This window comes from Bradyrhizobium sp. 17 (assembly GCF_023073515.1).
Lineage (GTDB): Bacteria > Pseudomonadota > Alphaproteobacteria > Rhizobiales > Xanthobacteraceae > Bradyrhizobium > Bradyrhizobium canariense_D.
Map to the genome: position 1 here is coordinate 27766 of NZ_JADPJQ010000047.1, position 24331 is coordinate 52096.

Annotated in this window: 21 protein-coding genes and 4 pseudogenes; 6 read left to right on the forward strand and 19 right to left on the reverse strand. The window is 61.1% G+C overall.

Translation table 11 applies throughout. From position 1 onward, the window contains the following. Positions 1-591: 591 nt before the first annotated feature. Together IVB13_RS08485 and IVB13_RS08490 are read right to left on the reverse strand one after the other, a co-directional pair. On the reverse strand, positions 592-846 hold the full coding sequence (locus tag IVB13_RS08485) for a hypothetical protein (RefSeq protein ID WP_247370328.1): 255 nt from the start codon (positions 844-846) through the stop codon (positions 592-594). A gap of 351 nt (positions 847-1197) precedes the next feature. Beyond that, positions 1198-1407, reverse strand: coding sequence for a hypothetical protein (locus tag IVB13_RS08490; protein ID WP_247370330.1), 210 nt, complete (start codon positions 1405-1407; stop codon positions 1198-1200). Between the two features lie 424 nt (positions 1408-1831). Here IVB13_RS08490 and IVB13_RS40380 point away from each other — a divergent pair, with 424 nt between their 5' ends. Then, entirely contained in the window at positions 1832-3268 is a 1437-nt protein-coding gene (locus tag IVB13_RS40380; RefSeq protein WP_345946531.1) for an alpha/beta fold hydrolase, read from the forward strand. A 150-nt stretch (positions 3269-3418) separates the two neighbouring features. On the opposite strand, the gene IVB13_RS08505 is transcribed toward IVB13_RS40380, so the two are convergent. Together IVB13_RS08505 and IVB13_RS08510 are read right to left on the reverse strand one after the other, a co-directional pair. Then, positions 3419-3853: a hypothetical protein gene (locus tag IVB13_RS08505; protein WP_247488363.1), complete on the reverse strand. Its 435-nt coding sequence runs from the start codon at positions 3851-3853 to the stop codon at positions 3419-3421. A 260-nt stretch (positions 3854-4113) separates the two neighbouring features. Then, positions 4114-4614, reverse strand: coding sequence for a hypothetical protein (locus IVB13_RS08510; protein ID WP_247488365.1), 501 nt, complete (start codon positions 4612-4614; stop codon positions 4114-4116). Positions 4615-4723: 109 nt separating this feature from the next. On the opposite strand from IVB13_RS08510, the pseudogene IVB13_RS08515 reads away from it, so the two are divergent. Further along, positions 4724-5023, forward strand: a pseudogene (locus tag IVB13_RS08515) (hypothetical protein); the annotation flags it as partial. 1390 nt (positions 5024-6413) lie between these two features. Here the strand turns inward: IVB13_RS08515 and IVB13_RS08520 are convergent. Beyond that, positions 6414-6822, reverse strand: a pseudogene (locus IVB13_RS08520) (hypothetical protein). Positions 6823-7277: 455 nt separating this feature from the next. Further along, positions 7278-7460, reverse strand: coding sequence for a hypothetical protein (locus tag IVB13_RS08525; protein ID WP_247488367.1), 183 nt, complete (start codon positions 7458-7460; stop codon positions 7278-7280). A gap of 228 nt (positions 7461-7688) precedes the next feature. Between IVB13_RS08525 and IVB13_RS08530 the strand changes: the two are divergent. After that, positions 7689-8512: pseudogene (locus IVB13_RS08530) on the forward strand (ribonuclease HII). Positions 8513-8542: 30 nt separating this feature from the next. Here the strand turns inward: IVB13_RS08530 and ligD are convergent. The 7 genes from ligD to IVB13_RS08565 all read right to left on the reverse strand — a co-directional run bounded on the left by ligD (position 8543) and on the right by IVB13_RS08565 (position 15584). After that, positions 8543-9490: a non-homologous end-joining DNA ligase gene (gene ligD / locus IVB13_RS08535; protein WP_247488369.1), complete on the reverse strand. Its 948-nt coding sequence runs from the start codon at positions 9488-9490 to the stop codon at positions 8543-8545. Positions 9491-9502: 12 nt separating this feature from the next. Continuing rightward, positions 9503-10066 carry an MOSC domain-containing protein gene (locus IVB13_RS08540; RefSeq protein WP_247372805.1) on the reverse strand — a complete coding sequence of 188 codons (564 nt, stop codon included), beginning with the start codon at positions 10064-10066 and terminating at the stop codon, positions 9503-9505. Beyond that, the gene (locus tag IVB13_RS08545) at positions 10066-11748 is read right to left on the reverse strand and encodes a DNA polymerase/3'-5' exonuclease PolX (RefSeq protein WP_247488372.1); all 1683 of its coding nucleotides are present in this window, start codon (positions 11746-11748) and stop codon (positions 10066-10068) included. Before IVB13_RS08545 ends, IVB13_RS08540 begins: the two co-directional genes overlap by 1 nt. 1554 nt (positions 11749-13302) lie before the next feature. Further along, on the reverse strand, positions 13303-13545 hold the full coding sequence (locus IVB13_RS08550; protein ID WP_247488374.1) for a hypothetical protein: 243 nt from the start codon (positions 13543-13545) through the stop codon (positions 13303-13305). A 68-nt stretch (positions 13546-13613) separates the two neighbouring features. After that, complete coding sequence (locus IVB13_RS08555) at positions 13614-14567, reverse strand: DUF72 domain-containing protein (protein ID WP_247372813.1); 954 nt, start codon at positions 14565-14567, stop codon at positions 13614-13616. A gap of 199 nt (positions 14568-14766) precedes the next feature. After that, positions 14767-15024 (reverse strand): hypothetical protein, encoded by a 258-nt coding sequence (locus IVB13_RS08560; protein WP_247488376.1) that lies wholly within the window; start codon positions 15022-15024, stop codon positions 14767-14769. Between the two features lie 56 nt (positions 15025-15080). Next, complete coding sequence (locus IVB13_RS08565) at positions 15081-15584, reverse strand: ferritin-like domain-containing protein (RefSeq protein WP_247409418.1); 504 nt, start codon at positions 15582-15584, stop codon at positions 15081-15083. A 465-nt stretch (positions 15585-16049) separates the two neighbouring features. Here IVB13_RS08565 and IVB13_RS08570 point away from each other — a divergent pair, with 465 nt between their 5' ends. Next, positions 16050-16202: a hypothetical protein gene (locus IVB13_RS08570; RefSeq protein ID WP_247488378.1), complete on the forward strand. Its 153-nt coding sequence runs from the start codon at positions 16050-16052 to the stop codon at positions 16200-16202. A gap of 702 nt (positions 16203-16904) precedes the next feature. Here the strand turns inward: IVB13_RS08570 and IVB13_RS08575 are convergent. Then, the gene (locus tag IVB13_RS08575; protein WP_247488380.1) at positions 16905-18815 is read right to left on the reverse strand and encodes a sensor domain-containing diguanylate cyclase; all 1911 of its coding nucleotides are present in this window, start codon (positions 18813-18815) and stop codon (positions 16905-16907) included. Positions 18816-19038: 223 nt separating this feature from the next. On the opposite strand from IVB13_RS08575, the gene IVB13_RS08580 reads away from it, so the two are divergent. After that, entirely contained in the window at positions 19039-19284 is a 246-nt protein-coding gene (locus tag IVB13_RS08580) for a PilZ domain-containing protein (RefSeq protein WP_247488382.1), read from the forward strand. Positions 19285-19380: 96 nt separating this feature from the next. Here the strand turns inward: IVB13_RS08580 and IVB13_RS08585 are convergent, their stop codons facing one another. After that, complete coding sequence (locus IVB13_RS08585) at positions 19381-19581, reverse strand: hypothetical protein (RefSeq protein WP_247372824.1); 201 nt, start codon at positions 19579-19581, stop codon at positions 19381-19383. A 304-nt stretch (positions 19582-19885) separates the two neighbouring features. On the opposite strand from IVB13_RS08585, the gene IVB13_RS08590 reads away from it, so the two are divergent. Next, the gene (locus IVB13_RS08590) at positions 19886-20203 is read left to right on the forward strand and encodes a hypothetical protein (protein ID WP_247372958.1); all 318 of its coding nucleotides are present in this window, start codon (positions 19886-19888) and stop codon (positions 20201-20203) included. 16 nt (positions 20204-20219) lie between these two features. Here the strand turns inward: IVB13_RS08590 and IVB13_RS08595 are convergent. The 4 genes and pseudogenes from IVB13_RS08595 to IVB13_RS08610 all read right to left on the reverse strand — a co-directional run. Beyond that, positions 20220-20501, reverse strand: a pseudogene (locus IVB13_RS08595) (PilZ domain-containing protein); the annotation flags it as partial. Continuing rightward, the gene (locus IVB13_RS08600; RefSeq protein ID WP_346732276.1) at positions 20501-20956 is read right to left on the reverse strand and encodes a diguanylate cyclase; all 456 of its coding nucleotides are present in this window, start codon (positions 20954-20956) and stop codon (positions 20501-20503) included. The pseudogene IVB13_RS08595 and the gene IVB13_RS08600, both read right to left, overlap by 1 nt. A gap of 538 nt (positions 20957-21494) precedes the next feature. Then, positions 21495-22325, reverse strand: coding sequence for an alpha/beta fold hydrolase (locus IVB13_RS08605; RefSeq protein ID WP_247372826.1), 831 nt, complete (start codon positions 22323-22325; stop codon positions 21495-21497). Positions 22326-22484: 159 nt separating this feature from the next. Then, positions 22485-24281 carry a POTRA domain-containing protein gene (locus IVB13_RS08610; RefSeq protein WP_247488384.1) on the reverse strand — a complete coding sequence of 599 codons (1797 nt, stop codon included), beginning with the start codon at positions 24279-24281 and terminating at the stop codon, positions 22485-22487. Positions 24282-24331 lie beyond the last annotated feature (50 nt).

A 24331-nucleotide genomic window follows, 5' to 3' on the forward strand; every position in this document is an offset into this window, starting at 1 on the left:
TGCCATATCAGCTGCCGATGCCGTACCCGCTAGGGCGGCAAAAGCGACGGTAGCGAGAAGGAATTTTTTCATTTCGAGTCTCTCAGGTTTCAAAAGCTGTGCCAAAAGCTACCCCAATCCACCGAATTTGCTGTAGCGCGGCAGACACACAGCGCACTGGAATGCTGAAGCGCACCATTTTTCGCGCGCGACCGCAGGCAACGGCGCCAGCTTGATTGCGGAACATTCCACCCTCAATCGCTGCCACTACACGCTTGCGAAGATCAAGAGAGTAAGGCTTGCCTATCCATGTTGGCCTCCGCCCAGCCAGCATGGCGGCGAGACACTCTGATTTGGGCATGCCAAATGGATTCCGCCTAACCCCGTCGCGCTTGAGTTTATCGAGTTATGCGCTTAGCCATCTTAATGCCCGCAAGGCGATCACTGGTCATCCTCGAGCGGTTCTGACGATTTAATCGCTGCGCCTCTTCCGGGGTCAGGAGCACGAGACGAAAGTGCTTCTTCACAAAATGGCGAAGGCGTCGTCGTCTAGCTCATCGATCCTGTTGATTGCTATTCGCGTGAGGTCTCTGACCGGGGAGACGTGCTCGATCAGAACCTTGCCACCACGGTCGAACGCTGCTCGCGCGGCAACAGAGAACTCGGCTCTGTCATAGTTGCGGAGATGTTAATGTGGCTCAGCTCCGGGTAGACCAGATACTGGCCGAGGATGTTCAGTATCCGCTCGGCGCTGTGAATGGCTCCGCCGTTATCGGCGAAGCCCGTCGCGCGCATTTGCTTGCACAGCTTCGAAGCCAGCCGGAACATCGGGATCAAGTTGCCGGGATGATACTTACGCCGCTTCATGGAGGGGGCTCTCTCGATGGAGCTGCTATCATGGGTCGTGATACTGAGGCACGCAGGGCGGCGGGACTATCTATTTCATCCGATAGGACAGCAGCACTGGCTTGATCCGCATCGTCGCCGCTGACACATCATAGTCCATCGGGGATACGTTGGCCCCGACATACAGGCAACGCATCGACTGCCTCATGCGATGACGTATCCACTGCCTCATTCATGAAGGTTGTGCGTCCTGTGGGTGGCAGGCTTGGGCCACGTTCGAGCACCGCTCGGCGCGGCAAACCTCTACGCAAACGCAACGCAACGACACAAGCCGCTGAGGGAAACCTTGGCGGCTTTTGCGTGGAGGCACTATCAGCGGTCGTCTTCATGGCCCAACAGCAGCTTGTGCGTCACGCGATTGATGAAGTGGTTTTTGCCGCAGCCTGGGCATTGCACGAGGATGAAGGAGGCGCGTGCCGCATTCGACTCAGCGTCGAACCGGTGCTGAACGTACTCGCCGCTTGTCGCGCAACGAACGTGTCCATCATAGCCCAGCATCGGCCATGGCAGCGCCCGGCCCATGACCTAGGTCAATGTTCCCGGTGCACTTACCGCGGCCGCGCTTGCCACGGTTGATATCCTCCGCCTGTGCAGAGGCAGGTCCGGAGCCCCATCATGAGGTGATGGCGATCTAAGCCAAACCTCATCCGAGTTTGCGACAGAGAAAATGCATGGAACGGATCAATGACCGCATCCAGAGTCTGGCCCGTCGGCCGCATCGGCGATCGCGCCGTTACAACGAACTACCTCCGGCCTTTGTCAACGCAATCGGGCCTTTTGCGAAGTGGCCGCCGACACCGACTACGTCCGATCATCGGGATAGACCGGAACTGCGCGGCAAAATCAAAACGGCGCTTTGATCCGAGGCGGATTCCACCGGCCCGCTTCAGCCTTGTCGCGGCCACTGATTGCGGGCAGACTAGCAGTGGCAGAGAGGGCAAGAGCTATGCAACGTCGGCTTGCGGCCATTCTAGCGGCGGATGTGGTCGGCTACAGCCGCCTCATGGGCGCCGACGAGGTGGGGACCCTCAATTCCCTCAAGTCGCACCGCCGGGAACTGGTCGACTGCGGCATTTCCGAGCACCACGGCCGCATCGTCAAAACCACCGGCGATGGGATGCTGGTGGAATTCGCCAGCGTCGTGGATGCGGTCGGCTGTGCGGTCAAGATTCAGCGCAGCATGGTGGGGCGCAACGCAGGGATCGCTGCGGAACGGCAGGTCGTGTTCCGGATCGGGATCAACGTCGGCGATATTATCATCGACGGCGACGATATCTTCGGCGACGGCGTCAACATCGCGGCACGCTTGGAAACGCTCTGCGAGCCCGGCGGCGTATGCATATCCAGGGCGGCGAACGACCAGATCCGGGACAAGCTGTCGATGGCTTTTGCTGATTTGGGCGAGCAGGCTGTGAAGAACATCTCGCGCGCGGTCGGCGTGTTCGGGCTCACTGCCAAGGACATCGAGGCAATTCCAGACGCCGCGATTCCCTCGTCTGCGGAAGACACCGTGGCGGCGTCAACCGTCCAACACAAGCAGGAAATTCACTTCTGCCAGACCGGCGACGGCGTGCAGCTGGCCTACGCCCGGATGGGCCAAGGGCATCCGCTGGTGAAGACAGGGCACTGGATGACCCACATCGAATTCGACTTCGAAAGTCCGATCTGGCGGCATCTCTACCAGGAATTTTCCCGCGAGCACCTTTTCATCCGATATGACGCAAGGGGAAATGGGCTTTCGGATCGTGACATCCCGGACGTAACATTCGAGCGGTTCGTCGACGACCTCGATGCGGTGGTCGACGCCGCGGGCATCGAACGGTTCGCGCTGCTCGGCATATCCCAGGGGTGCGCGGTCTCGATTGCCTACGCGGTCCGGCATCCGGAGCGAGTGTCGCATCTGATTCTCTACGGAGGTTATGTCGTCGGCTGGAAGAAGCGCGCCAGGACCGAGGCGGAGAAGGCGGCCGGGGATGCGATGCTGACGCTGATGCGGCTAGGATGGGGTCAGGAAAACCCGGCCTTCAGGCAGATGTTCACGTCCCAGTTTATTCCGGACGCTAACAAGGAGCAGGCCGACTGGTTTAACGAGCTACAGCGTATCTCGAGCTCGGCCGAAGACGCAGCGCGCAATTTACTGGCAAATGGCGAAGTGGAAATCAGTTCACTACTGCCGCAGGTCAAGGTGCCGACCCTTGTCATGCATTGCCGCAACGACGCGAGAGTGCCGTTCGAGTCGGGCCGTCGGCTGGCCGCGGGGATTCCCGGCGCCCGCTTTGTCCCGCTCGAAGGCCGGAATCACATCATGCTGGAGGGCGAGCCGGCTTTGGCACGCTTTCTCGACGAGCTACGATCATTTCTCGCCTCCGATACTCAACACTAAAGGTACTGGATACGGCGGCTCCGCTCGCCGACCAATATGCGCCACGGGTTTCCCCTTGATGTCTGTTCTAGGCCAAGCGAAGTGCACGATGTCCGCTATTTGGGTCGCTATCGGGGGAAAGCGGACGTCACACACAATCCGCGGACGGTCTTACTGCGCTAAAAATCCGAATGCGACAACCAGTGCCACCATGCTTGCGAAAATCAGCAGTGCCGGGAGGGATTTTCGGGTCATTGGCCTCGTCGAATGGCGCGCAGCCGATTGACCGGGTTGAGGTCTAGGCGGTCTCTGGGACCGCACGGCTTTGCCCTCTGTCGTTGGCGTCCGAGCCTTTGGTTCCGGCGCTGCGCCTACGCCTCCCATCTCGCTGTAATAAGCGCTGTAGACCTCGCGAACGGCTAGGGCCATGGACTCGGCCTCGCTCATTGTCTCGAGCCGAGTTCGATAGTTAGTCAGAAAGCTTTGGGCGCTGGACGGCAGGTCATCGAAACCACCGAGCTTGGCCATCATGAGCCAGGTGGCAAAATCCGCCTCAGCCTTCGTGCGCGTTCTCTTGGCGATACTGGCGTTGGAGCTAGAGGACATGGTGGTCCGATTGGTTTGAACCCGGCCGCGAAGCGCGGCGGGAAAGGCAATTGGCAATCCAATCACAGTAATGACGGCGCGGGAGAGTTCAAACGCAAACCTTACGAACTAGTCGGCTCCTGACCTGGTTGAAGGGACTAAGCAGGCTAACTAGGGACCCAACCAGCTGAAGTTGATTATCCATATTGGGACGTGAGCTATGTCGACGGTCGTCCCTGGCTTATGGCACGATTGGGCATGAACCCAACCCGCAAGAACCGTTAGACATCAGATGCAGCCGTCCAGCGCTCGATCAGGCGTAAAGCTATGCTGGCGAGCAAAATCCCGAGCAACCCGCCGACCACCTTTTCGGACGCATCCAGCAATCTAGCATGGCGATCTGGCGTCAGCTTTTGCAACAATTCCAGCACCACTGCGCTACCAAGCACGAGGCTGCACACCAGCGTCATCCGGTCCCGGTACGCGGCACAAAATGCCAAACCTAGGAACGCAAAGGCCGCGACGTGTTCGATATTGGCCGAACTGCTCAGTTGAGGCCTGTCGTGGATTGGAGACAGACTTGCGTAGGTGATAAAGGCAAGAGAAGCCCACGCCACGGCAACTGAAATTCTATACAGCATAGTAGCGACTGACCCCGAGTAGTTGCCGCAATATACTTCAGCGCCGACCGGATCCAGCGGCTCGCATTTGCCAGGGTGGTGGCTGCGGTTCTTCACCTGATCCAGACCTTCTGCCGCCGCGCGGCAGGGCAGTACGACCAATGGTAGGCGCACCAGAACGTAACTTTTCGTGATTGAACAATTAAAGGATTTAATTTATTTAATTTGCTTTAAGTTAAATAGTCGCAGTTAGCCCGAGGGGGAATACCTGATGCTCACAACAGAAGAAGACGAAGACCGCCGGGAGTTCTTGAAGATGTGTGGCAGGTTTGCTGCCATAACCCCGCCAGCGATGACTCTACTCCTGTCGACGTCGTTGACGTCAACAGCCATCGCACGTTCCGGCGCCCAAGACGGAGCAGGATATAGCGGCGGCGGCAGCAGTCATTCAGCCTTCGACAATGATCCACACAGCGCGACCGAGGATCACTCGACCAAGGAGTATTCATCAGCCGGCGGCGGTGGTGGGGGCTCTGGCGGGGGTGGCGGCGAGAACTCGGGTGGCGCAAAGGGGTCCAAGGTCGCGCATTCCGGAGAGGAAGGCTCCCGATCTGGAGGTGGCGGCGGTAACAAGGGCTCCTCGGGCTTTGGCGGCCAGGATGGAGATGACAAGAAGAAAAAGAATGAGCGCGATTGAAAAGGACAAGTGGAGCGCCGCTTAGCTGCTGTCTGGTGGGGGGAACATGCGCCGTCTCAAGGTGACAATCCTGGTCTTGGCATATGCGGTGATATCGCCCGCGTCTGCGCAAACCTGTTGCCCCACCGGCTGCGCGCCAGACGCCAATCGGTGCGTGAGCAGCGGTCCGCTGTGGACCAGATGCCTTCCTATCGCCTGCGCCGAAGATTCTCGAGGGCCGTCACGTGGGTCCGCGGTGAGCAAGCACAGAGCCGCCGTGCTCGCCCGCCGGCCAGCGCGTACCTACGTGGTCCCAGCTCAGATTCCCCCAGAGTGCCCATTGGTGAAACCGACCAAGGCGCAGGTCGGCGACGCGACCACTCAATGCGTGAACGTGTTGACTCGAAATGCGCAGTTGCGGGATTGCTTTTTTGAGGACGACGCCGGGAGGGCCGAAGACGAAAGAACCGGCCTGAACTGCCCCGATCGCCAAGCTGCGCTGGCGAGGCAGTGTCTAAAGCGCTGCGTCAACTATGCATCCGATACGACACATTTGGTTTGCGCCGGCAGCTATCCGAACACCGTCTGGCGTGTGTCTTTTGGAGCTATCTCGGGCTACGCTCTCGGTTCCGAGCATGTCGACCTTTGCGGCCCTCCGCTAAGAACGCTGCGGCCAGCTCCAACGCGCTGAGGTGCGCTGGACTGAGCCCTTGGCTGCCATCAGGGGCAGACAAGGGGCCGCCAACTGGCCCTGCTGGGAGCGCAGCGGCAGTGAAAGCCGCGGACGTCGCACAGTGCCGGGCGGCCCCAGCGCCGCGGCGAACGGCCTTGATGGCCCACGGCAGACCCTACATGATCTCACGGGGTCATGGGTTTGAGAGCTCCATGGTGTGATGACGCCCTGCATCCGCGACGGCTGCTCACCTCGGCGTGGTGCATTGATCGTGCGCGGACCGGCAGCCTCAGCAGCCGGATCAAGGCTGATGCGGCTCGATCGAATGGCGCGACCCGCGGGCACTTTTGTTGTCCACAGTGTGAGTTGCGACACACGGTATTGGCGCGACTCGTTATAAGTTTAACCCGCGCCTTCATGGCGCCTTTCCTCCCTGACCTTGAGCCCGTCGCAAATGACGGGCTTCCTTCTAGGGGCATTACAGGGACGCTAGATCTGCTGCGACGGAATCCGACTGGGCCTGGACAGTTGCAATCAAGTCCGTGCGGCATAGATCCCGCACGGACTTGATTCATTGGGAACTGGGCTACCCAATCATCAACTCCGCGGCCATCACAGCTCTCGATCGATTGCTGGGTGCCTGCGGTTCTTCACCTTGATCCAGTGCTTTTGCCTGCCGCCGCGGTAGGGCCGATCGCGATGCTTCGAGACGAGACCTTCAAGGCCCATGCGGCAGGCCGCCCGGAAAAGCTCCGGTCCGATAGTGCAGCCCATTGAAGTCTGAAACCCCATCAACGCCAAGGATCACCGCCTCGCCGTCAATGACGAAATGCTTCTGCCGGTTCTTCAGAGCGGCCTCGGCAATCCAGGGATAGCGCTTGGTCCAGTCGGTGCCATTGCGGGAGAGCAGGCGCACACGGTCGTTCTCCCGAATGACCAGCATCCGATAATACCCGTCGTGCTTTACTTCGTGGATCCAGTCCGGCTCCGAAGGGACCTGCTTGCACGGATCTCCTGGCAACGCGCTTCCTGGCCATGCACACCGGCTCGCCAACCACCTTTCAGCCGACCTAGGGTGGGATTGTCATTTGGCCTGCAATATTTGACCCCCCGTATTGCCGCATCTGCGAATGTTACCCTGATGGCGCCATTGTCCGTCCCATGACATCCGTCCAATGGGACACCAGACAAATTTGTCCGCCGTGCGTTGCGGGACGCCTTGCAAATCCTCTTTGCTGCTGCCGAGTGAGATGTAGGCGAGCGAGCCCAGCAATTCGAATTCTTCAAAGAAGGGGGTGTAACCTTCTGACGAAAACAAATAGTCGCCGGTCCAAGTCTGAAAGATATCATGCAGTGGTCGCTGAGGGCCGTCTTGCGCCGCTCAAGGCCGGGCACAATTTGCCACACGTTGTTCTCCCCGCCGGCTCATGCTGAGGAACAGGTGACCGACCACGTTTGAGGTGGTGTCGCGGTCGGTTACCAGCGGGAGGTGAACAGTTTGAAGAGGTCCGCATATCGTCGAGCGGCCAGCAAGCCGAGGCCGTAAGCATAGCCGGGCGCGGAGTCGCTGACATGCCGAAGCCCTTCTTCCGCGATGGTGGCCGCCACTTCGGCGGTGCGGTCCAGAACCTGTTCTTCGTTGCCGGTCTCTCGGAGCATGGACCTGTCCCTCGGAAGCACCTGGGATCGAGGCTCCACTTCTCCTAAAGGGATGAAGACACCAGTTAGTTCCGTTCTGAGATCGGTGGATGCAATCCATCTCAGGTGAAGGCCGGGCCGGTTCCTTTTCGACAACGCGCTGCCAGTCGTTGAGCGGCGTAGCTTAACTTCAGACAATCGCCACAAATTTCACCGACACCACCCCACAGTCAATTCACGATGGCCGCTATGTCCCAGTATTCACTAAACGTATTGCGTCAGCGCTATGTCGTTGAGAAAAGACCACTCGAGGCCAGCGTCGAGCAGATATTGCGGGCCGACACCCGCGCGGGAGCCGGTGCCATCCTGGCTTCAATCGATAAACGGCGTTTCGAAAACAGGTCCGAAGGGCAGCGCCTCCGCAAGATGCTCAGTTTCGAAACCTCTCTCTGGGAGAGCGGCCTTCATGCCGTGGCGGGCGTGGACGAGGCTGGAATGAGCCCTCTCGCCGGGCCAGTCTCCGCTGGCGCCGTGATCCTGAAGCCCGGTACGCGGATAGTCGGGATCGACGACTCGAAGAAACTCGACGCTGCCGCTCGCGAGGAACTCGCGAAGGAGATCAAGGCAAAGGCAGAGAGTTGGTGTGTGGCTTTCGTGGAGGTCGAGGAGATCGACGCGATCAACATTTATTGGGCGGGCATCCAGGCCATGCAGCGCGCGGTCAGGGGACTAGGATTGACGCCGCGGCATTTGCTGATTGACGCGAAGCGGTTGAAGGAAATCGACATCCCTCAGCAAGCCATCATCAAGGGCGACGCCAAGTCCGCCAGCATCGCTGCTGGTCGATCCTGGCGAAAGTCGAGCGCGACACGGTCATGCGGACGCTCGACGTGCGCCACCCCGGGTACGGATTCGCGGATCACAAAGGCTACCCGGTGCCGGCTCATTATGAGGCGCTCGCCAAGCTTGGTGCGTGCGCAGCTCACAGGAGGTCGTTCGGACCTGTACGCAAGGCTCTCGGGTTGCCGCCCCTGCCGCCGTGGTCGTCAGCATCCGAGCGCGAAGCCGGCTGAGCCCAAGTCTTTTGCTCCGCCGCAGCGGCCTTATTTTCGCGACCAACTCTTTTCGCGAACGATGTCCTTGGCCTTTTTGTCGGACCGCAGGCCGAGATAGACCGGCTGGCGCAGCTCGCCCTTGCCGGTCCACTCGGCGAATTTTACTTCCGCGACCAGCGAAGGCCGCACCCAGGTCGTGACCTGCTCATCTTTCACCTTCGCAGGAAAGGGCGATTTGGCCGTCTTGAGCCTCACGAGCTTGCCGTGAAGCTCTTCGAGAACCTGGTGGCTGAAGCCCGTGCCGACGTGGCCGATGTACCGCCATGCATCCCCTTCGCGTACCGCCAGCACGAGCGCGCCGAAGAAGGGCCGAGTTCGCCTCGGCGCCGTGAAGCCGGCAATCACGACCTCCTGCCGCTGCGCGGTCTTCACCTTCAGCCAATCGGCGGTCCGGCGTCCCGACGCGTACGGGCTGTCGGCGCGCTTGGCCATAACGCCTTCGAGATGTCTCCGCTCGGCTTCCGCGAAGAACTTCGTTCCCTTGCCTTTGCGGTGGTTGCTGAACGCGATCAGCTTGTGGCGCGGCAGGATAGCCTCTAGCCGCTTCTTGCGCTCAAGGAGCGGCAGCGCACGCAGGTCCTCGCCGTCTGCAAACATGAGGTCGAACGCGCAGTACAAGAGCTTGGCCTCATGGCGCAGGGCGTTCTGTAGCAACTGGAAATGGGATACGCCGTCCTCACCGATCGCGACCAGCTCTCCATCGATCACAGCGTTCGCCTTCACGCCCTCTAGCGCTTTCGCGACCTCCACGTAGGAGTGGCTGATGATCTTCCCGTTACGGCTGTAGAGCGCGACCTGATCACGCCGGATCTCCGCGACCATGCGGAAACCATCGAATTTGTCCTCGAAGACCCAATCTGGATCGTCGAATGGCGCATCCGTGAGCGTGGCCAACATGGGCTGCAGGCGACGAGGCAGGGTCGATTTGCGGGCCATGATAGGGTCTTTCTACACGGCCGGCAGTGGCCGAAAGGGGGAAGACGGGACGCGAGCCCGGGCGGTATCACCGGCCGCGACCATCCCGCCGGCCCGTACCACGCCGAGCACCCCGGATTTGAACGGAGGGCCCGTTTCCGCCGACGAGAGCACCTGTCGCTTCAGGCCGGCCCGAAAGCGGTCGATAAGGAGACAGGGCGTCCGGAGACCGGTCAGCTCGACGATGGCCGAGGGGCCCAACTCGATGAAGGTGCCGAGCGGCATCCGCTCCAGGTCCAGGCCAGTCGTTGTGATATTCTCACCCATATCCCCCGCTGACACCTCGAAGCCGGCTTCCGAGAGGAATGCAAAAAGCTCGGCCGGGATCAGGTGGACCTGCCGGAGATTGGGCAGGCGAGGTCGGCGGCGGGCGAGATAGCGGTGCCGGACGAAAGGGCCGGCGTGGGCGTCGCCTTGGACGCCGTGGCCCTCCACCAGAACGATATGGTCCTGGACTGGTTTGCTGAAGTGGTGCCCAGGGTCGGCGGCGACCGCCGTCACCTTTCCCTCGAGCGAGAGATCGTGCGCCTCCGGCATCAGGCGGCGCGGGCGAGCGAGCGCCGCTTCTGGCGGAAGTAGCGCGTGATCTCGGGAAGCTTCATCGCGTTCAGGACCCGGTCGGCAGGGACGCCGCCCTTTCGGGCCATCAGGACGCCCCAGTGCATGTGGTCGAGTTCGGGGATCGAGTGCGCGTCCGGATTGATGCTCAGCATGCAGCCGAACTCGAGGGCGGCCTGGTGCCAGCGCCAGTCCAGATCGAGCCGCCATGGATGAGCATTGATCTCGACAACGACGTCATGCTTGGCGCAGGCGCGCAGCACCTTCTCGACGTCGATGTCGTAGCCGGGCCGCCGCTGGAGCTGCCGCCCGGTCATATGACCGATGATGGTGGTGTAGGGGTTGGAAATAGCCCGAAGCAGGCGCTGCGTCTGCGCCTTCCGGTCCAGTTTGAAGCGACCATGGATGCTCGCGACCACGAAATCGAAGCGCTCCAGCACGTCGTCGTCATAGTCGAGCGACCCGTCCGCCAGGATGTCGGACTCGATGCCTTTGAGGATCCGGAAGTCCTTGCCGAAGCGCTTGTTCAGTCGATCCGCTTCGCGGTGCTGCTGCGCGATCTCCTCAACGGAGAGACCGCCGGCATAGTGGGCGGACTTGGAATGGTCAGCCACGCCGAAATACTCGAAGCCTCGCTGGCGCGTGGCCTTGGCCATGGTCTCCAGGGTCTCGGTGCCGTCGGAGGCATCGGTGTGGCAGTGAAGGATGCCGCGCAGGTCCTGGTCGGTGACGAGCTTCGGGAGCTTGCCTTTCAGAGCCGCCTCGACCTCTCCGCGCCCCTCCCGCAGTTCAGGATCGATGAACGGCAGGTCGAGGGCGCTATAGATCTCGGCCTCGTCGCCGGCGATCAGGGTGCGATCCTTGTGCAACCCGTCGTTCTCCAGCCGTATTCCTTTCTCCGCGGCCAAAGCCTGGAGCTGCTCAAGGTGAGCGGCAGAGCCGGTGGCGAAAAGAAGGGCGGCACCGAAGTGCTTGCGGTCGGACAAGCGGATTTGCAGTCCGTCCGCCGCCGAAGCATTCGGCTCCTTCTCGATTTTAGCAGCCTCCGCAACGATCGTGAGATCGCCGACGAGTTCGCAGCCGCGGCGGAAGTCGCCTGCAATCGTCACCCGCTTGAGCTCCGGCCAGGCCTTCCGAAGCGAATCCTTAGCGTGCGAGAGCAGGGCGGCCGCACGGTGCAGATGGAGGCGACCTTCTCCGCCTTTCGCGATGGCCAGGTTCTGCAGAATCTTGGTCTGCAGTGCCGCGCCGAGTCCTTTCGCCTTCTTGATGCGGTCGTCCTTCGCCGCCGCCTCCAATTCCGCAAGGGACGTGATGCCGAGATCCTTGTATAGACGCAGCACCTTCTCGGGGCTGAGGCCGGGCACCGACAGCATCTCGAGCACGCCCTCCGGAATCTCCTTGCGCAGCGTTTCGAGACTCGGATGAGTGCCGGTCTTGTGGAGCTTGGTGATGATGTCCGCTATCGCATCGCCGACGCCGGGGATCTCGGTGAGCCGGTCTTCGGCGACAAGTACATCGAGTGGGACGGCAAGAGCTGCCAGGCTGTCAGCGGCCCGGGAATAGGCTTTTGTCCGGTAGGGGTTGCCGCCACGCAGTGCCGTGCGCTGCGCGTATTCTCGCAGGAGGCTTGCTACACCGCGGGCATTGAGAGAAGGCACTCAACAAGCCTCCCGTCGCGCGTCCTGAAACCTCGGCGGACCAGAACGGTTTCCAGCGCTCGAGCCTTCCCCGGGAGGACAGTCGAGAGACCTCTCAAGCTTCTGGGCTGCCCGGAAGTCCTCAAGGTGCTGTGCATTCGGGCCGTAAGCGGCTTCTTTCTTGAGGAGATTAAACATCCGCCCGCCCGGCAGCTGCAGATGCCTCATCCTGCCGTGCGGAATGGATCGAGCCTTACACGGAGCGCGGACAGCATAAGCCCGGAAGTAATCGAAAGCGTCTGACATGATGTCGATAACGCCTGGTCTCGCCTATAGTTCGGTCGCCGGCCTTCACCCCCTGGGGCGCGCCCCCAAAAGTGTAGGCCTATCCCTTTTGTAGAACTGATGCTGCACCTTTGCACGACCGACTTGGCCCGTACTGGATCTCGGGCAGCGGAAACGGGTTCAACAACGCCTAGGAACGAAACGCAGCCGCGTGGCTTGGTCGCGAAAGGAGCCGCGCCATGAAACACTCCGGCATTGCACTTGCGTTAGCTCTCGTCATCCCCTGCGCAGCCTTTGCTCAAGGTGGGGGGGGTGGCGGTGGCGGCGGTGGCGGTGGCGGCGGGTCTGCCGGTGGAAGCGCTGGCGGTGCGTCGTCCTCTGCAGGTGCAGGTGGTTCGACTGCGGCATCTCCGTCCGCTACAGGAGCAGCGGGCGCTGCGAACTCGGGCGGGACTGTAAGCCCATCGGCTACCGCCCCAAATGCAAATACAAATCCAACGACGGGCACCACGAATGCGATAACCGGTATCGCCAATGGTACACCGGGCCCTCAATCCGGGCGCGATCAGGGGGCGGTCAACGGAAATAGCACGAACCCGGCAAGCCCCGGCACCAACGCTGCGGGAACCGCAACTTCATCGGGAACGCCTGCGACTAACACACAGGGAGCCGCCGCGGGCGGCATCGGTCGGCCGACGACCACTGATCAACACGATAGTGACGCCAAGATCGATCAGGAGAACAGCAAAGTCGACCAGACCGTCAAAAAGATATGCAAGAATTGCTAAATCAACGGCGACAAAGGTGATGGATACAGAACCTTGAGGTAGGGCGCGGCGATGGGAGGAACAGAGCGCAGCAATGGAACGCTCTCAATCTTTACCCCCAGAATAAGATAAGAATAGAATGACCGAGAAGTTTGATCCCGTCCCGCTGGACAAACACGCGCAGATCCCAAGCGCAACCCCGAGGTATTTTTGATAGATACGATTAGCATTCCGAACAGGCCGTCGCAGCTCACCACGGCCTCTAAAAGCAGGAAGGGCTGCCGGTCGAGCGGGCAAGAAATATCGTACGCTCCGTTGGAACCGAGTAGCGCTAGTCGCGAGCGTAAGAAGAGACCATTCGGGTCACCTGGTATTTGGTACAGGCACCGCCGCGACCTCGTTGAGAAATCATCAATTGTAGGTCACGCGTTTCTTTGAGAACCCAAGAACAGACGGGTTTGGTCTCCCACTACTGTCATGAGCCGGAAAAGCGCCGGCGAGAAGTAAGACCCCACCCGGTTTGTTACCTGGCCGATAATCTCTCAATATTCGCGGCAACCACTTTGCGGTAGTGATCAAGGACGTGACTGCAATCGCCACCGCGGATGAAAATGGTGCGAGCCTCTGGAGCAGCCTCGAGCTTCTCCGTCACCATAAGAAACGTTTCATCGGAGGTGCCATTACCCGCCGCAAGCTGGCGAAGCCGCATATCCATCACCTGGAGAGCATCGGCCATGAGTATCAGCGCTGAATACCAGAAAAACATGCGAACTCCGCTTGAACCCCTTGCGCGACCGAGGCGTTCGCGGAGGGCATCTTCGCGGAACGCCCAGGTTAAGCGTCCTTGGCGCCGCAGGTTCCTAGGTGGAAAGGGCGGTCTGCCGCTTGGGGGTGGGAAGAAGAGAGCATGCGGTGCAGCGTTCTTGCGTTTCGCGGCGCATGGGCGTCGTAGTCGTTGTTGAAATAAATCCACGCTCTCTTTGCGGCGCTCGATTTGATCCTGCTGGCCCACTTCAAAAGCTCCTCGTCTGAGTAATTGTGCCGGTACCAGCGCTCAGGTCCATGGAGGCGGACATAGACCTCGTCAGCCGTCTGGACGAGCTCGTCAGGGAGACGCGGACCGCTGCAAGAGCAGAAGATGATCCCCGCTTTGCGGAAGGCACCGTAGACATCTTCGTTCCACCAGCTCTTGTGACGGAACTCAACCGCATTGCGGCGGGCCGGATCGAGCTGGCTGACGATCGAATTCAACCGGGCTTTGGTATAGCGGAAGCTCGGCGGCAGCTGGAAAAGAAAGCAGCCCATCCGCTCGCCGAGAATATCCGCGATGATGCCGAAATCCCGGATCAGCGTTTTTGTACCTTTGAATTTTTTGACGTGTGTGATGAGCTCGCAGACCTTGACTGTGTAGACGATATCCTTGCCGCCCGGCTGACGGCGCCACGCCTGAACATTCGCGACGGTCGGCCATGAATAAAAGGAAGCGTTGATCTCGACCGTGTCGAAGGCAGATGCGTAATGCACGAACCAGTCCGGCTGTGGCACTTCCGCATAAAATGAGTCCCGCCACTTCCAGTAACGCCAGCCGGAACACCCTACGAAGACGGTCTTCTTCAAAGCCGGCGCGGACTTCAGTCCCTCGCTCTCCATTTTGAGCCGGCTTCGGTGCATCTTCGCTGCGCGAGCGATATTGCTTTCGCGCTGTTTCTCGCGCCGAAGCTGACGCCGTTCGCGTCTTTCCTCGGGCGTCAATTCTTTGATCACGGGAGCTGCAGCCGGACGCGGCATCGGTCAGTCCTCCTCCTTGGCTTCCAAGCGGCGCTGCACGACTCCAGATCCTTCGCGAGAGCTCGGCCCTTTCCTCATGCTCCATTTCAGCTTCGAGAACTGCAGAACGATCGGCGCCTTGACGGAAGCAGGGGAAGCGCCGCTTGCCCGCTGCGACCGCCGACACAAAACAAGCCTGCCGATTGAAAGCGTCGCAGGTTTAGATCGCGCCGGCTTCCTTGCCAGCGCGCGGCAGCCAGCGCCACACGCCCAAAACGTTGATCAGGAGAAGCACGACGTTCTGGACGCCAAGCGAGGTTTTGCCTTCAAGCACGCCGTCAGCAATCCAGGCAATGGAAGCCACAGTAAAGATGGCGAAGCCCCACACGGTAATCCGCGCGTTCAAATTAGCCGCGACCATCGTGGCCGCAATTATCGTGATGGCCGCAGCTGCCGCTCTGAGAATTTCGGGGTCCATCTTTTCCTGCTAAATGGCTAGCCGCCCGCATGCGGGCGGCCTCGCTTGCTAACGGCTCACGCTGCTTTCTGGTTCACGCTGCGCAGTGCCATAGTGTTAAGCTTCTGATCCGTCGCTTTCTCCTCGTCGAGGTTCTGCTGCAGGACCGCTGCGCAATCGTCGCGGCCCAGCATTTTGGCCCAGGCGATCAGAGTGCCGTAGCGCGTGATTTCATAGTGCTCGACGGCCTGCGCCGCCGCGATCAGGGCTGCATCGAGAACTTGTTTGTCGTCGATGTCGCCTGCGACTTCACTCGCTTCCTTTAGGATGCCATCGATGGCAGGGCAGTCGACCCCCTTGGTCTCGACGCGGTGCATCTCGAACACCTTTTCCAGCCGCGTGATTTGGCCCTTGGTCTCGGAGAGATGCATCTGAAAGCCGTTCCTGAGGCCTGAATCGGTCGCCTTCTCGATCATGTCCGGCAAGTTCTTCGCGATCTGCTGCTCAGCGTAATAGATATCCTGCAGCGTATGCACGAAGAGGTCGTTGAGTGTTTTGATGTCTTTAGTGAAAAAGCCCATGGCATCCTCCGGAGTGGTTTCCGGACAGGAAACACGCAGGGCTGTCCGGGGGTTCCCGGCGAACGATCGCGGGAGATGACTTCATCGGCGCGATAAAATCCGGTGGATGTCTCTCAATGTCAGTGCTCGTAATAGTGCGTCCACATGCTCGGGCCCTGGCCCGGCTTTTTGGGGGTGCCGCGGTTGCGCTTGACAATATTCGGAAGCACGCGCGGCAGCCGACGGCGTCTTCCATTGGCGTCACGGGGCTTCGCGATCTTCTTCTGCGACGCCGTTGGAGCTAGGCCGGCATTGTCGCTTTCAAAGTTTCGGGACCATGGATTGAGATCGCTGCTGGATTGGGGTGGTCGGTCACCGCAGCGAAGTGTTTCTCGTCGGCCGGATAGAACGGCCCATATTGTGAGTCTTCCCCCAGGGGAACCAATGCCCCCTGACCCTATTGGTTGAGGCGCACAAGGAGATTTCATGCCAAAATCCGAAAACGGAAGAACCGTGGAGACTCCGACCGAAGCTCGGCAGGCTGAGCCTGGTCCAAGTGTGCTTCTGCTGGTCGGCATAAGCACGGTGCTCGCGATTGTTACACCAGACGGTGTCTGGATGGTCTTCTTCAAGACCTGACATCGCTCTGTTGGCTTCGGATCCTAAGGCGGGCGATCGCGACTGATGGCCTGAACAGGCGGCGTTCGCCGCACACATTCGATGCGCGCCGCTTCGCAATCGCGTTGATCCGTTGTTGGTCCAGAAGCAAGCACGGCACGCCAAGCTCGACACGCTGCTGATGTACGACCGCTGCGACAACGAGCTCAAAGTAGGAGACGCGGAGGCATGCGCATCCGCAAAAGCTTGGGTCGACGAAATGGCTTAAAGTCGGCTGCGGTCCCAAGTATCGCGCGACCGCTATCGCCTTACGATACGTGCTCCACAGGCCGAACGCTACTCCCACCAAGTTGAGGTTCCCATCCGATATGCTTGCAAGCGGCACAACATATGCTTGAACCTGCGGCGAGACGCCAAGACAAACGACAGTGGAAGTCCCTCTGACCGATTGGCGGTGGCGATGCCCGAGCACCTTCCTGTTTTCGAGGCCCACCTGAGAAGGCGCGGCCGAAGGTGGACGTGGTTTTGTTACGTCCGACGGTTGCCTGCTCATGCAGGGCTCGGAAAGCAAGCGGTCTGCGGCTAAATACCGGGCCAACCGGGCGCTCTTCCAAAAGATACTGGGGGTCGCCAGCGACTCCCACCGGCATGTTGAAGACAGCAGGAGCCAGCATCGCTTCGGCCGAAGCCGGTCAGACACCTAGTCTGCCTCTTCCAGGCGGCTCATGCTGTCTTTGCGCCCGGCCACGCGACCACCTGCCCCGACATGACGAGCCGATCGCGTCCGCTCTCCTTGGCCGCGTAGAGCGCCCGGTCGGCTGCCGCCACAAGCGAGTCGGATACCATGGCCTGGGCCGGAACGTTGGTGGCCCCACCAAGGCTGACGGTGACCAGCCTTGACGGCGGATTGAGCGCGTGCAGCATGCTCAACTCGCGCAGTGCCTCGCGCACGCGCTCGCCGACCTCGACGCAGCCTTCCGCCCCCGTATTCGGCAGCAAGAGCGCGAACTCCTCGCCGCCGTACCGCGCGGCCAGATCGCCCGGCCGGCGAGCCTGCGCCGCCAAGATACGGGCGAGCGCCCGCAGGCAGGCGTCGCCGGCCGGATGCCCGTATTGATCGTTGAACTTCTTGAAGTGGTCGACGTCGATCAGCAACAGCGAGAGCGACGTGCCGTCGCGCTTGGCCCGGGCCCATTCCTCCTCAAGGCGCTCGTCGAAGTGGCGGCGATTAGCGATGCCAGTCAAGCCATCCAAGGTGGCAAGAGACGCGAGCTTGTCCTGCAGGTCCTTCTGCTCAGTCATATCCCGCGAGATCGCCACCACGCCGTCGATCTCGTTGCTGACCGACGATCGGGTGACGCGGAGTGCCGTCTCGACCCAGATCTCGGCCTTCTCGCGATGTCTCATCCGGTAGACGATCCGCGCCTCTTCGGCCTCGCCGCTCTTCAGAGCATCGATCGCATGCTGCACCCGCGGTCGGTCCTCCGAGTTGATTCCGGCAAGCGCCGGCGTTCCGAGCAGCTTGGCGGGGTCCCAACCGAAGATGCGAGCGCATGATGGTGACGCGTAAAGAATTCGCGCGTCCAGTCCGATGCGCATGACGACATCGCTGCATTCCTCCGCCAGCAGGCGGAAATCGGCCTCCTTGGCGACCAGGGCCGCCGCCATCCGTTGCCGCTGAGAGAGGTAGCGCACCAGATAGAGACCGATCAGGCCGATCGACAGCGTGAGGCTCGTGACGATCGCCATCCGGACCACGGCCTGCCGGCGCCATGGTGCCAACACGTCGTCTTGATCCTTGGTCGCCAGGATCACGATCGGATACCGGCTGCTCAACTGGTAGAAGCTCAACCGCTGTCGCCCGTCGAGGGGAGATTTGAAGTAGTAGACGCTGGCGTCCGGCCGACCGGGCAGAGTTCGGAAGAGCTGGGACTGGGACATGTCCCGCCCGACATAAGCGCCATCCTCGTCGCCGCTGCGCGCCAGCATGATGCCGTCCGCATTCAACAGCGATATCGCGCCATTGGGGCCGATGTCGAACCGCCGATAGAACTGCGTGAAGTAGGCGACCTCGATGCTCGTCAGCACTACGCCGGCGAAACTGCCGTCCGGATGGTTGAACCGCCGGGAGAGCGTGATGATCCACTGGCCGCCGGACCGGCTCTTAACCGGACGACCGATCAGGGTCCCGCGATCGTTCGAAGCTCGATGACGCCGGAAGTAGTCGCGGTCGCTGTTGTCGAGGCCGGCGAGGTCGACTTCTTCAGTCGTGGCAAGCCAGCGGCCGGTCTCGTCGTAGACGAAGATGCCGCGGATACGTTGCCGATTGTACTTCCTGGCTTGCAGGAAAGTCTGGATCTTGGCGACGGCCGCCGGGGTCGTTCCGCCGATCTCCATGCGGTCGACCATTCCTGTGAGGATAGTGTCCGCGAGATCGAATGTGTCCTCTGCGTGCTGCGTCAGCGACCTGGCGAGGTTGGCCATGTCGACTTCCGCGTTTCGAAGATCGACCTCCCGGGACTCCCACTCGCGCCATCCGCTGAGCGCCATGATGGCGAGGCAAGCCAACGCCACGAATCCTGCGACCCGCAATGGGACTAGGGCTTTGCCGAGTTCGCGGCGGCTATGCGGCATCCGGGCTGCTCCGTTCCGAGCATGCTCGCACGCAGGTCTTAATGGCGGATGGCGCTTCCCGGGCGCCACCGCTCGATAGTAAACAATCCATCACTCCGTTGTGGAAAATCAGCGAAGCGACGGAACGACACATTAACCAGGGTCCGCGCAAGCTCGCCGAGGGAGAGCCCCGAACCAGCCAGCTCGCGCGTTAACGCGGGTCTCGGCAGTCCCGCAGGTATCTATGCAAGAACATCGGGCGGCACAGCGGCGGCGAATCCTGAAAGCGGCTTCGATCTCGTTCGGCGGGGGCGCGATCGATTGCACCATCCGCAATCTGTCGGAGACGGGCGCCTCGCTCGACGTGATATCACCCGTCGAGATTCCGGACCGGTTCACGCTTATCGTGGACGCGGATCGAAGCAAGCTGCCCTGCCGCATCGTGTGGCGGAAGGAGATGCGCATCGGCGTTCGGTTCGAGGCGAGTTAGCGCTTCGACGCCTGAGCCCTGGCCCGAAAACCGTCCAAGAATCAGCTCGGCAGTACGACGCGGAGCGCAGGCCGATTGACGGGGATTGCCAGCGTTTCAGGCTTCGCCAGCGCCGGAGAACAGCACCGTCGGTGGCGTGGCGCGCTGCGGCGGAAGGGACCACCCGCTCGCGGCGCCTGGTCGGCTCTTGAGATCGTACCGCTGGGCTAGGTCAAGCAGCCGCCGCTTAGTGAAAGGATCGGCATTCTCCGCCAGATCGCGCGCCCGTTGCGCGAAGCCCCTGTAAAACTCTTCCATGACGCACCCCCGCAACATCACCGAAAGCCCGATTTCAAATGGCTTGCGGGACCCACGTCAAGCCTGATGGATGCAGTTGCGTAGATGTCGAGAGCGAGATTACGATTGGGCGGTAGGGAAATCCAATGGCAGTGCCCTATTCCGTCCGGAAGGCGTGCCCGGCGTGCGGTAGGCCGATGAAGATTGTGCCCGACGTAGCTCTGGAAGGGGGATGAGCGGATGCCTGGAGTATCCCGCAAGCAGCACCGTCGCTATCTTATCAACACAGCCGGACGCGAGGCTTCAGCCTGTATGACGGGGATGATTGGGCCGGCTACGTTGCGTCGACACCGTCGGCCATATCGGACCAGTCGCGGTCCTGCAGTTCAGCGCCGCTGCCACCGCCCTCACGACAGCGCTCCGCCTGGCCGTCGAGAGTGGCGGACCGCAAGTATCGGCATTCCTGCCGGGCGCCAGCGAAGCCGGCCTGACAATGGCCTTCGAGCACGGCATGCGGCTTAAGTTTCCGATGCTGCTGATGTCATCCCGCGATTTCGGCAGTTGGGCCCAGTACCTGCCCCGGGCTTTATGTGAAGCGACCAAGCTTTCTTCGCATCCCGGTTTGGCCAGCGGGTGCCAGTAGGTTGGGCTTTCATCGGTCTTTTGTGGTCCTGTCTGATGAAGGTCACGCCGACTTCGCCGCCGTTTACCCACGCCAGTTCGCATCGGCGATAAGCAATGCCCGGTGGACGAGAGCACCAGGAAAAACTCCTTCAAAAGCAGCCCCTCCACGGAGCCCTCAATGAAAGCTTGGCTCCGACGCCAGATACGTCTTTCAAAGTGCAAGCGCGCTGCCGCGTTCCGTCGATCGCCATCATGCTCGCCGGAATGGCCCGCTCGAACTCAACTCGCCGTGTCCCTCGCTTGTCCGGTGCTCTCATCACGCGCCCTCCAGATCAGGCAGTGAGGGCACCAGCGACGGCATTTCCAGGCGCGAGGATACCAGCGACGAGTCTGCGACCGAGCAGTCCCGGCCCTGTACCTTTGCGTGGTACAAGGCGATGTCAGTGTCACGGGTGAGCGCCAACTCATCCGTGGTGGCGTCGCCCTTTTCGGCAACGCCCAGGCTTATCGTCACGTACTTTCGTGGCGAGCGCGGATGGTGGATCTGCAAACGAGCGACCAGCATCCGAATCGCGTCGGCCACCTTCACCGCCCTTTCTTCGTTCACGCCGGGCAGGATCACCGCGAACTCCTCGCCGCCATACCGCGCCGACAATCCTCCCGTGTTTGCGGTGGCGCTTCCGATCACCTCGGCAATGCGCTGGAGGCAACCGTCCCTGGCCTGGTGGCCCAGGCGCCCTTGAACTGGTCGATGTCGATCAGCAGCACCGATAGAATGGCGTGCTTGACATAGGCCTCCCGCAGGAAGGCATCGAAGCTCGCCGGTTCGCGAGCCTCGTCAGACCATCTGTGGTCGCGAGCTGCGCCAATCTGAGGTTGGCCGATGACAGCGCGCCAGAAGCGGACGGGACAAGAGTACTTCCTCCATTTCAAAATTACGCTAGGCAGGAGCGGACGACGTGCCCGCGCTTGAGGGCACTGCAACCAGCAGGTAAATTCGTCTCAAATGCCGGTGCATAGGGCAACCCTGTGTGTTGTTGGCTAGCGACGCCGTCCTCATCCGCAACACGAACCCGGAAACTGCGAGAGGTCGATGCGGGCGATGATCGACCGCAGCAGCTTGCGAGCCGAGCGATAGAGATGCCGGGCGAATCTCGGCGTCCTTGCCGCGGGCAGGCCAAAGCTTGTCGTATCGAGTCTTTTCGTATCAAGGCTTTCGATGGAGTGCGACACGTGCCTCTCCGAGATGGCGAGGCTCTTTCTATCGGGGTAGGCTTGCGGCAGCCTTGATCTGCCGCAAAGGGGCCGGACTAATAGTCGCCGGGGTTCATGATCATCGGGCTTCGTGTATCGGCCGGGGCGAGCGCGCTGCTGGCGCTGTCGCGCAGGAAGCGGTCGAGTGTCGCCTGGATCTTCTCCTTGACCGCATCGGGACCGCGATCGCTCATCTCGGTATGCTGTGCGCCAGTATGGATGATATCGATGCCGCGCGCCTTGGCCTCTTCCGGCGTCGGCAGCACGCCGGGATCGGTTACAAAATGCGGATCCTTCGAGCGGAACGACAGGATCTTCATGTTGTCGCTAAGCACGAATGGCACTCGCAGATTGTCGAGCGTGATCACTTTCGACACCAGCTCCGGGTGCTGATGGGCGACATACATCGAAACGTCGCCACCGTTGGAATGGCCGACGAGCGTGATGTGGTCGTAGTCGGCATTCTCCTGCCGCCGCTTCAACTCGCCCAGGGTGAAGAGGATGTTGGCCTCGCAGCGGATATAGACCTCGCGCCGGCCGACATATTGCTGACCGGCCTTGGTCATCAGCGGCGGATCGCTCGGCAGATCCTGCTGGATGCTGGCGACGAGATAACCGCGTGCGGCGAGCACGTTGGCCAGGAAGGAATATTCAGTGGCCTTGACGGTATTGCCATTGCTGATGATGGCGAGCGGGAGCTTCCAGAGGCCAAGATTGGCCTTGGTCTCGTAGTCGCGCCGTACAGCGATTTCGACCGCAATCGGCCGCTGGCGGACGGCGTCGAACAGGGTCAACACCTCATGGCGGATCGCGAACCGGCTGACGACGAAATACTGGCCGACTCCGAGGACGCAGAGAAACGCCAGAACTGCAAACACCCTTTTCATGGTTCCGTCTCAAATCACTTTTGACTGAACATGGCCATTGGGAACTCCCGGATCGAGCGATCGTGAGCAAGTTACGGGATTAAATTTAGGCAAGGCTGTGCGCCTGGGGTCAAAAAAAGGGCTGCATGTCGGGGGCTACAGCGCGAAGGACAGGGGCGTTTACAGACAACCGCCCTTGCCGCGTTCGGAGCAGAGCCGCAACGCGCTTGACAGCGTAAACAGGAAGCGCGGGCTGCGGCGCTCGTTGTCGGGCGCCCGGTAGCTCAGGGGGACGGCCACGCCGAGATCGGCCTGGAAATCGTCCGGCAGGAAGAACCGCACGCCAGCTCCGGCCGAGGTCAGCGACAGGCCCTCGCTCAGGCGGTAACCGTGGTTCCAGACTGCGCCGGCGTCACCGAAGGCGTAGAGCTGATAGCCGGTCCAGTAGCGGAAATTGAGCTTCTGGTCGAAGCGCAGTTCGAGCGAGCCGGCAAGACCGTTGTCACCGCTGATCTCGGCTGCGCCATAGCCGCGCCCGAAGGCGGCGCCGCCGAGATAGAATTGCTGCGAGGTGAACAGCGGCCGTGACGCCGTCTGGCTCGCAGCCGAGAGCTTGAGCGACCAGACGTCGTTGAGCGTCTGGTAGCGCGTGAACCAGAGGTTCAGCACGGAGAAGTTCGATGACGCGCCGTCGCGCGACAACAGGTCGTCGTCGAAATGCGAGGCACCGAAGATGTCGAGCCCCTGGCGGTAGGTCAGCGTCGCGAAATTGGTGCCGCCGAAATGATCCTGGAGCCGGTAGTCGGCGGTCAGGCTCGCGGTCCTGATGTGGTCGTTGTACCAGGGGCCGTAAAGGTCATGCTCGGACACGTTGCTGAAGGTCGTCGCCGTGGTCAGGGTCAGCGAGGAGGATTGCGACTGCAATGGGACGATGCTGGCACGCAGCTCGAACGCCTCGGTCGTGGTGATGTCGCTGTCGAGGCGGCGGGCATCGCCCGGCCTAACCGCGCTATACAGCACGGACCCGCCGAGACGCACGCCGTCGACACCGACCGGTGCATCGTAGGACAGCCGTGCGAAGCCGAGCTGGCGGGGGTCATTGGCGATGGTCGACAGGTTGACCCCCAGCGTGTCGCCGGGCGTGAGATAGGAATTGAACGCGCCGGTCGCGTAGGTCTGCCACGGACCGACTGATGATGAGCCGAGATTGTCCAGACCGAATGAGGAGAAGACGTGCCATGTCTTCAAATAGACGATGAGGCGGAAGCGGCCGGTTGCACCGCCGATCTCCTCCAGTGCGGTATCGGTGATCCGGACGCCAGGTCTGCCGCCAATGAGAAAGAGCTGGCGTTCCAGCGTTGCTAGGCGCGACGGTTGCTCGGCCAGAACCGGCCCAAGCATCAGTCTAACGCCGAACTGCTCGGCGCCGTCGCCTTTCAGCTCTGCCTGCACGATGGCGCCTTCGATCACCTGGATCCGGAGCAGGCCGTCGGCAATGTCCTGCGGCTGCACGATCGCACGGCTCAAGTGAAAACCATCGGCGCGGTAGAGATCACTGATCGCGCCGGCGATCGCGGCGAGATCCGCCTGCGAAACCTTCTTGCCGACATAGGGCTGGTAGACCGCGGCGATGCGATCGCGGGAAATGGCCCGGGCTCCGCTGACCTCGATGCCGCGCAGCACGAACTGAGGCTTGGTATCGCCGCCGGTGTTGGGCTGGTCGACTGTCGGGAGCCTGACCGGCGGACGGTTCAGCGATTCCCGCTCGGTTTGGTTTTCAAAATATTTCTGAGGTTGGCGCGGATCGAACCCTGGCTGGTTCGCCTGCTGCGCGAAAGCCTGAGGAACTCCCGCGAAGATCGGCGCCAACAGCACCGCTGTGGTAACGAGATGCCGCTTCCCAACGCGCGCGACTCGCTTGTCCCCGTAGTTTGACGGAGATGCGCCCGTGAAGCGGTAAGGGTTCGTTAGCCACATGATTTTTCATAGTTTTTTATGGTCAACGAATGGTTAACGCGACCGGTCCG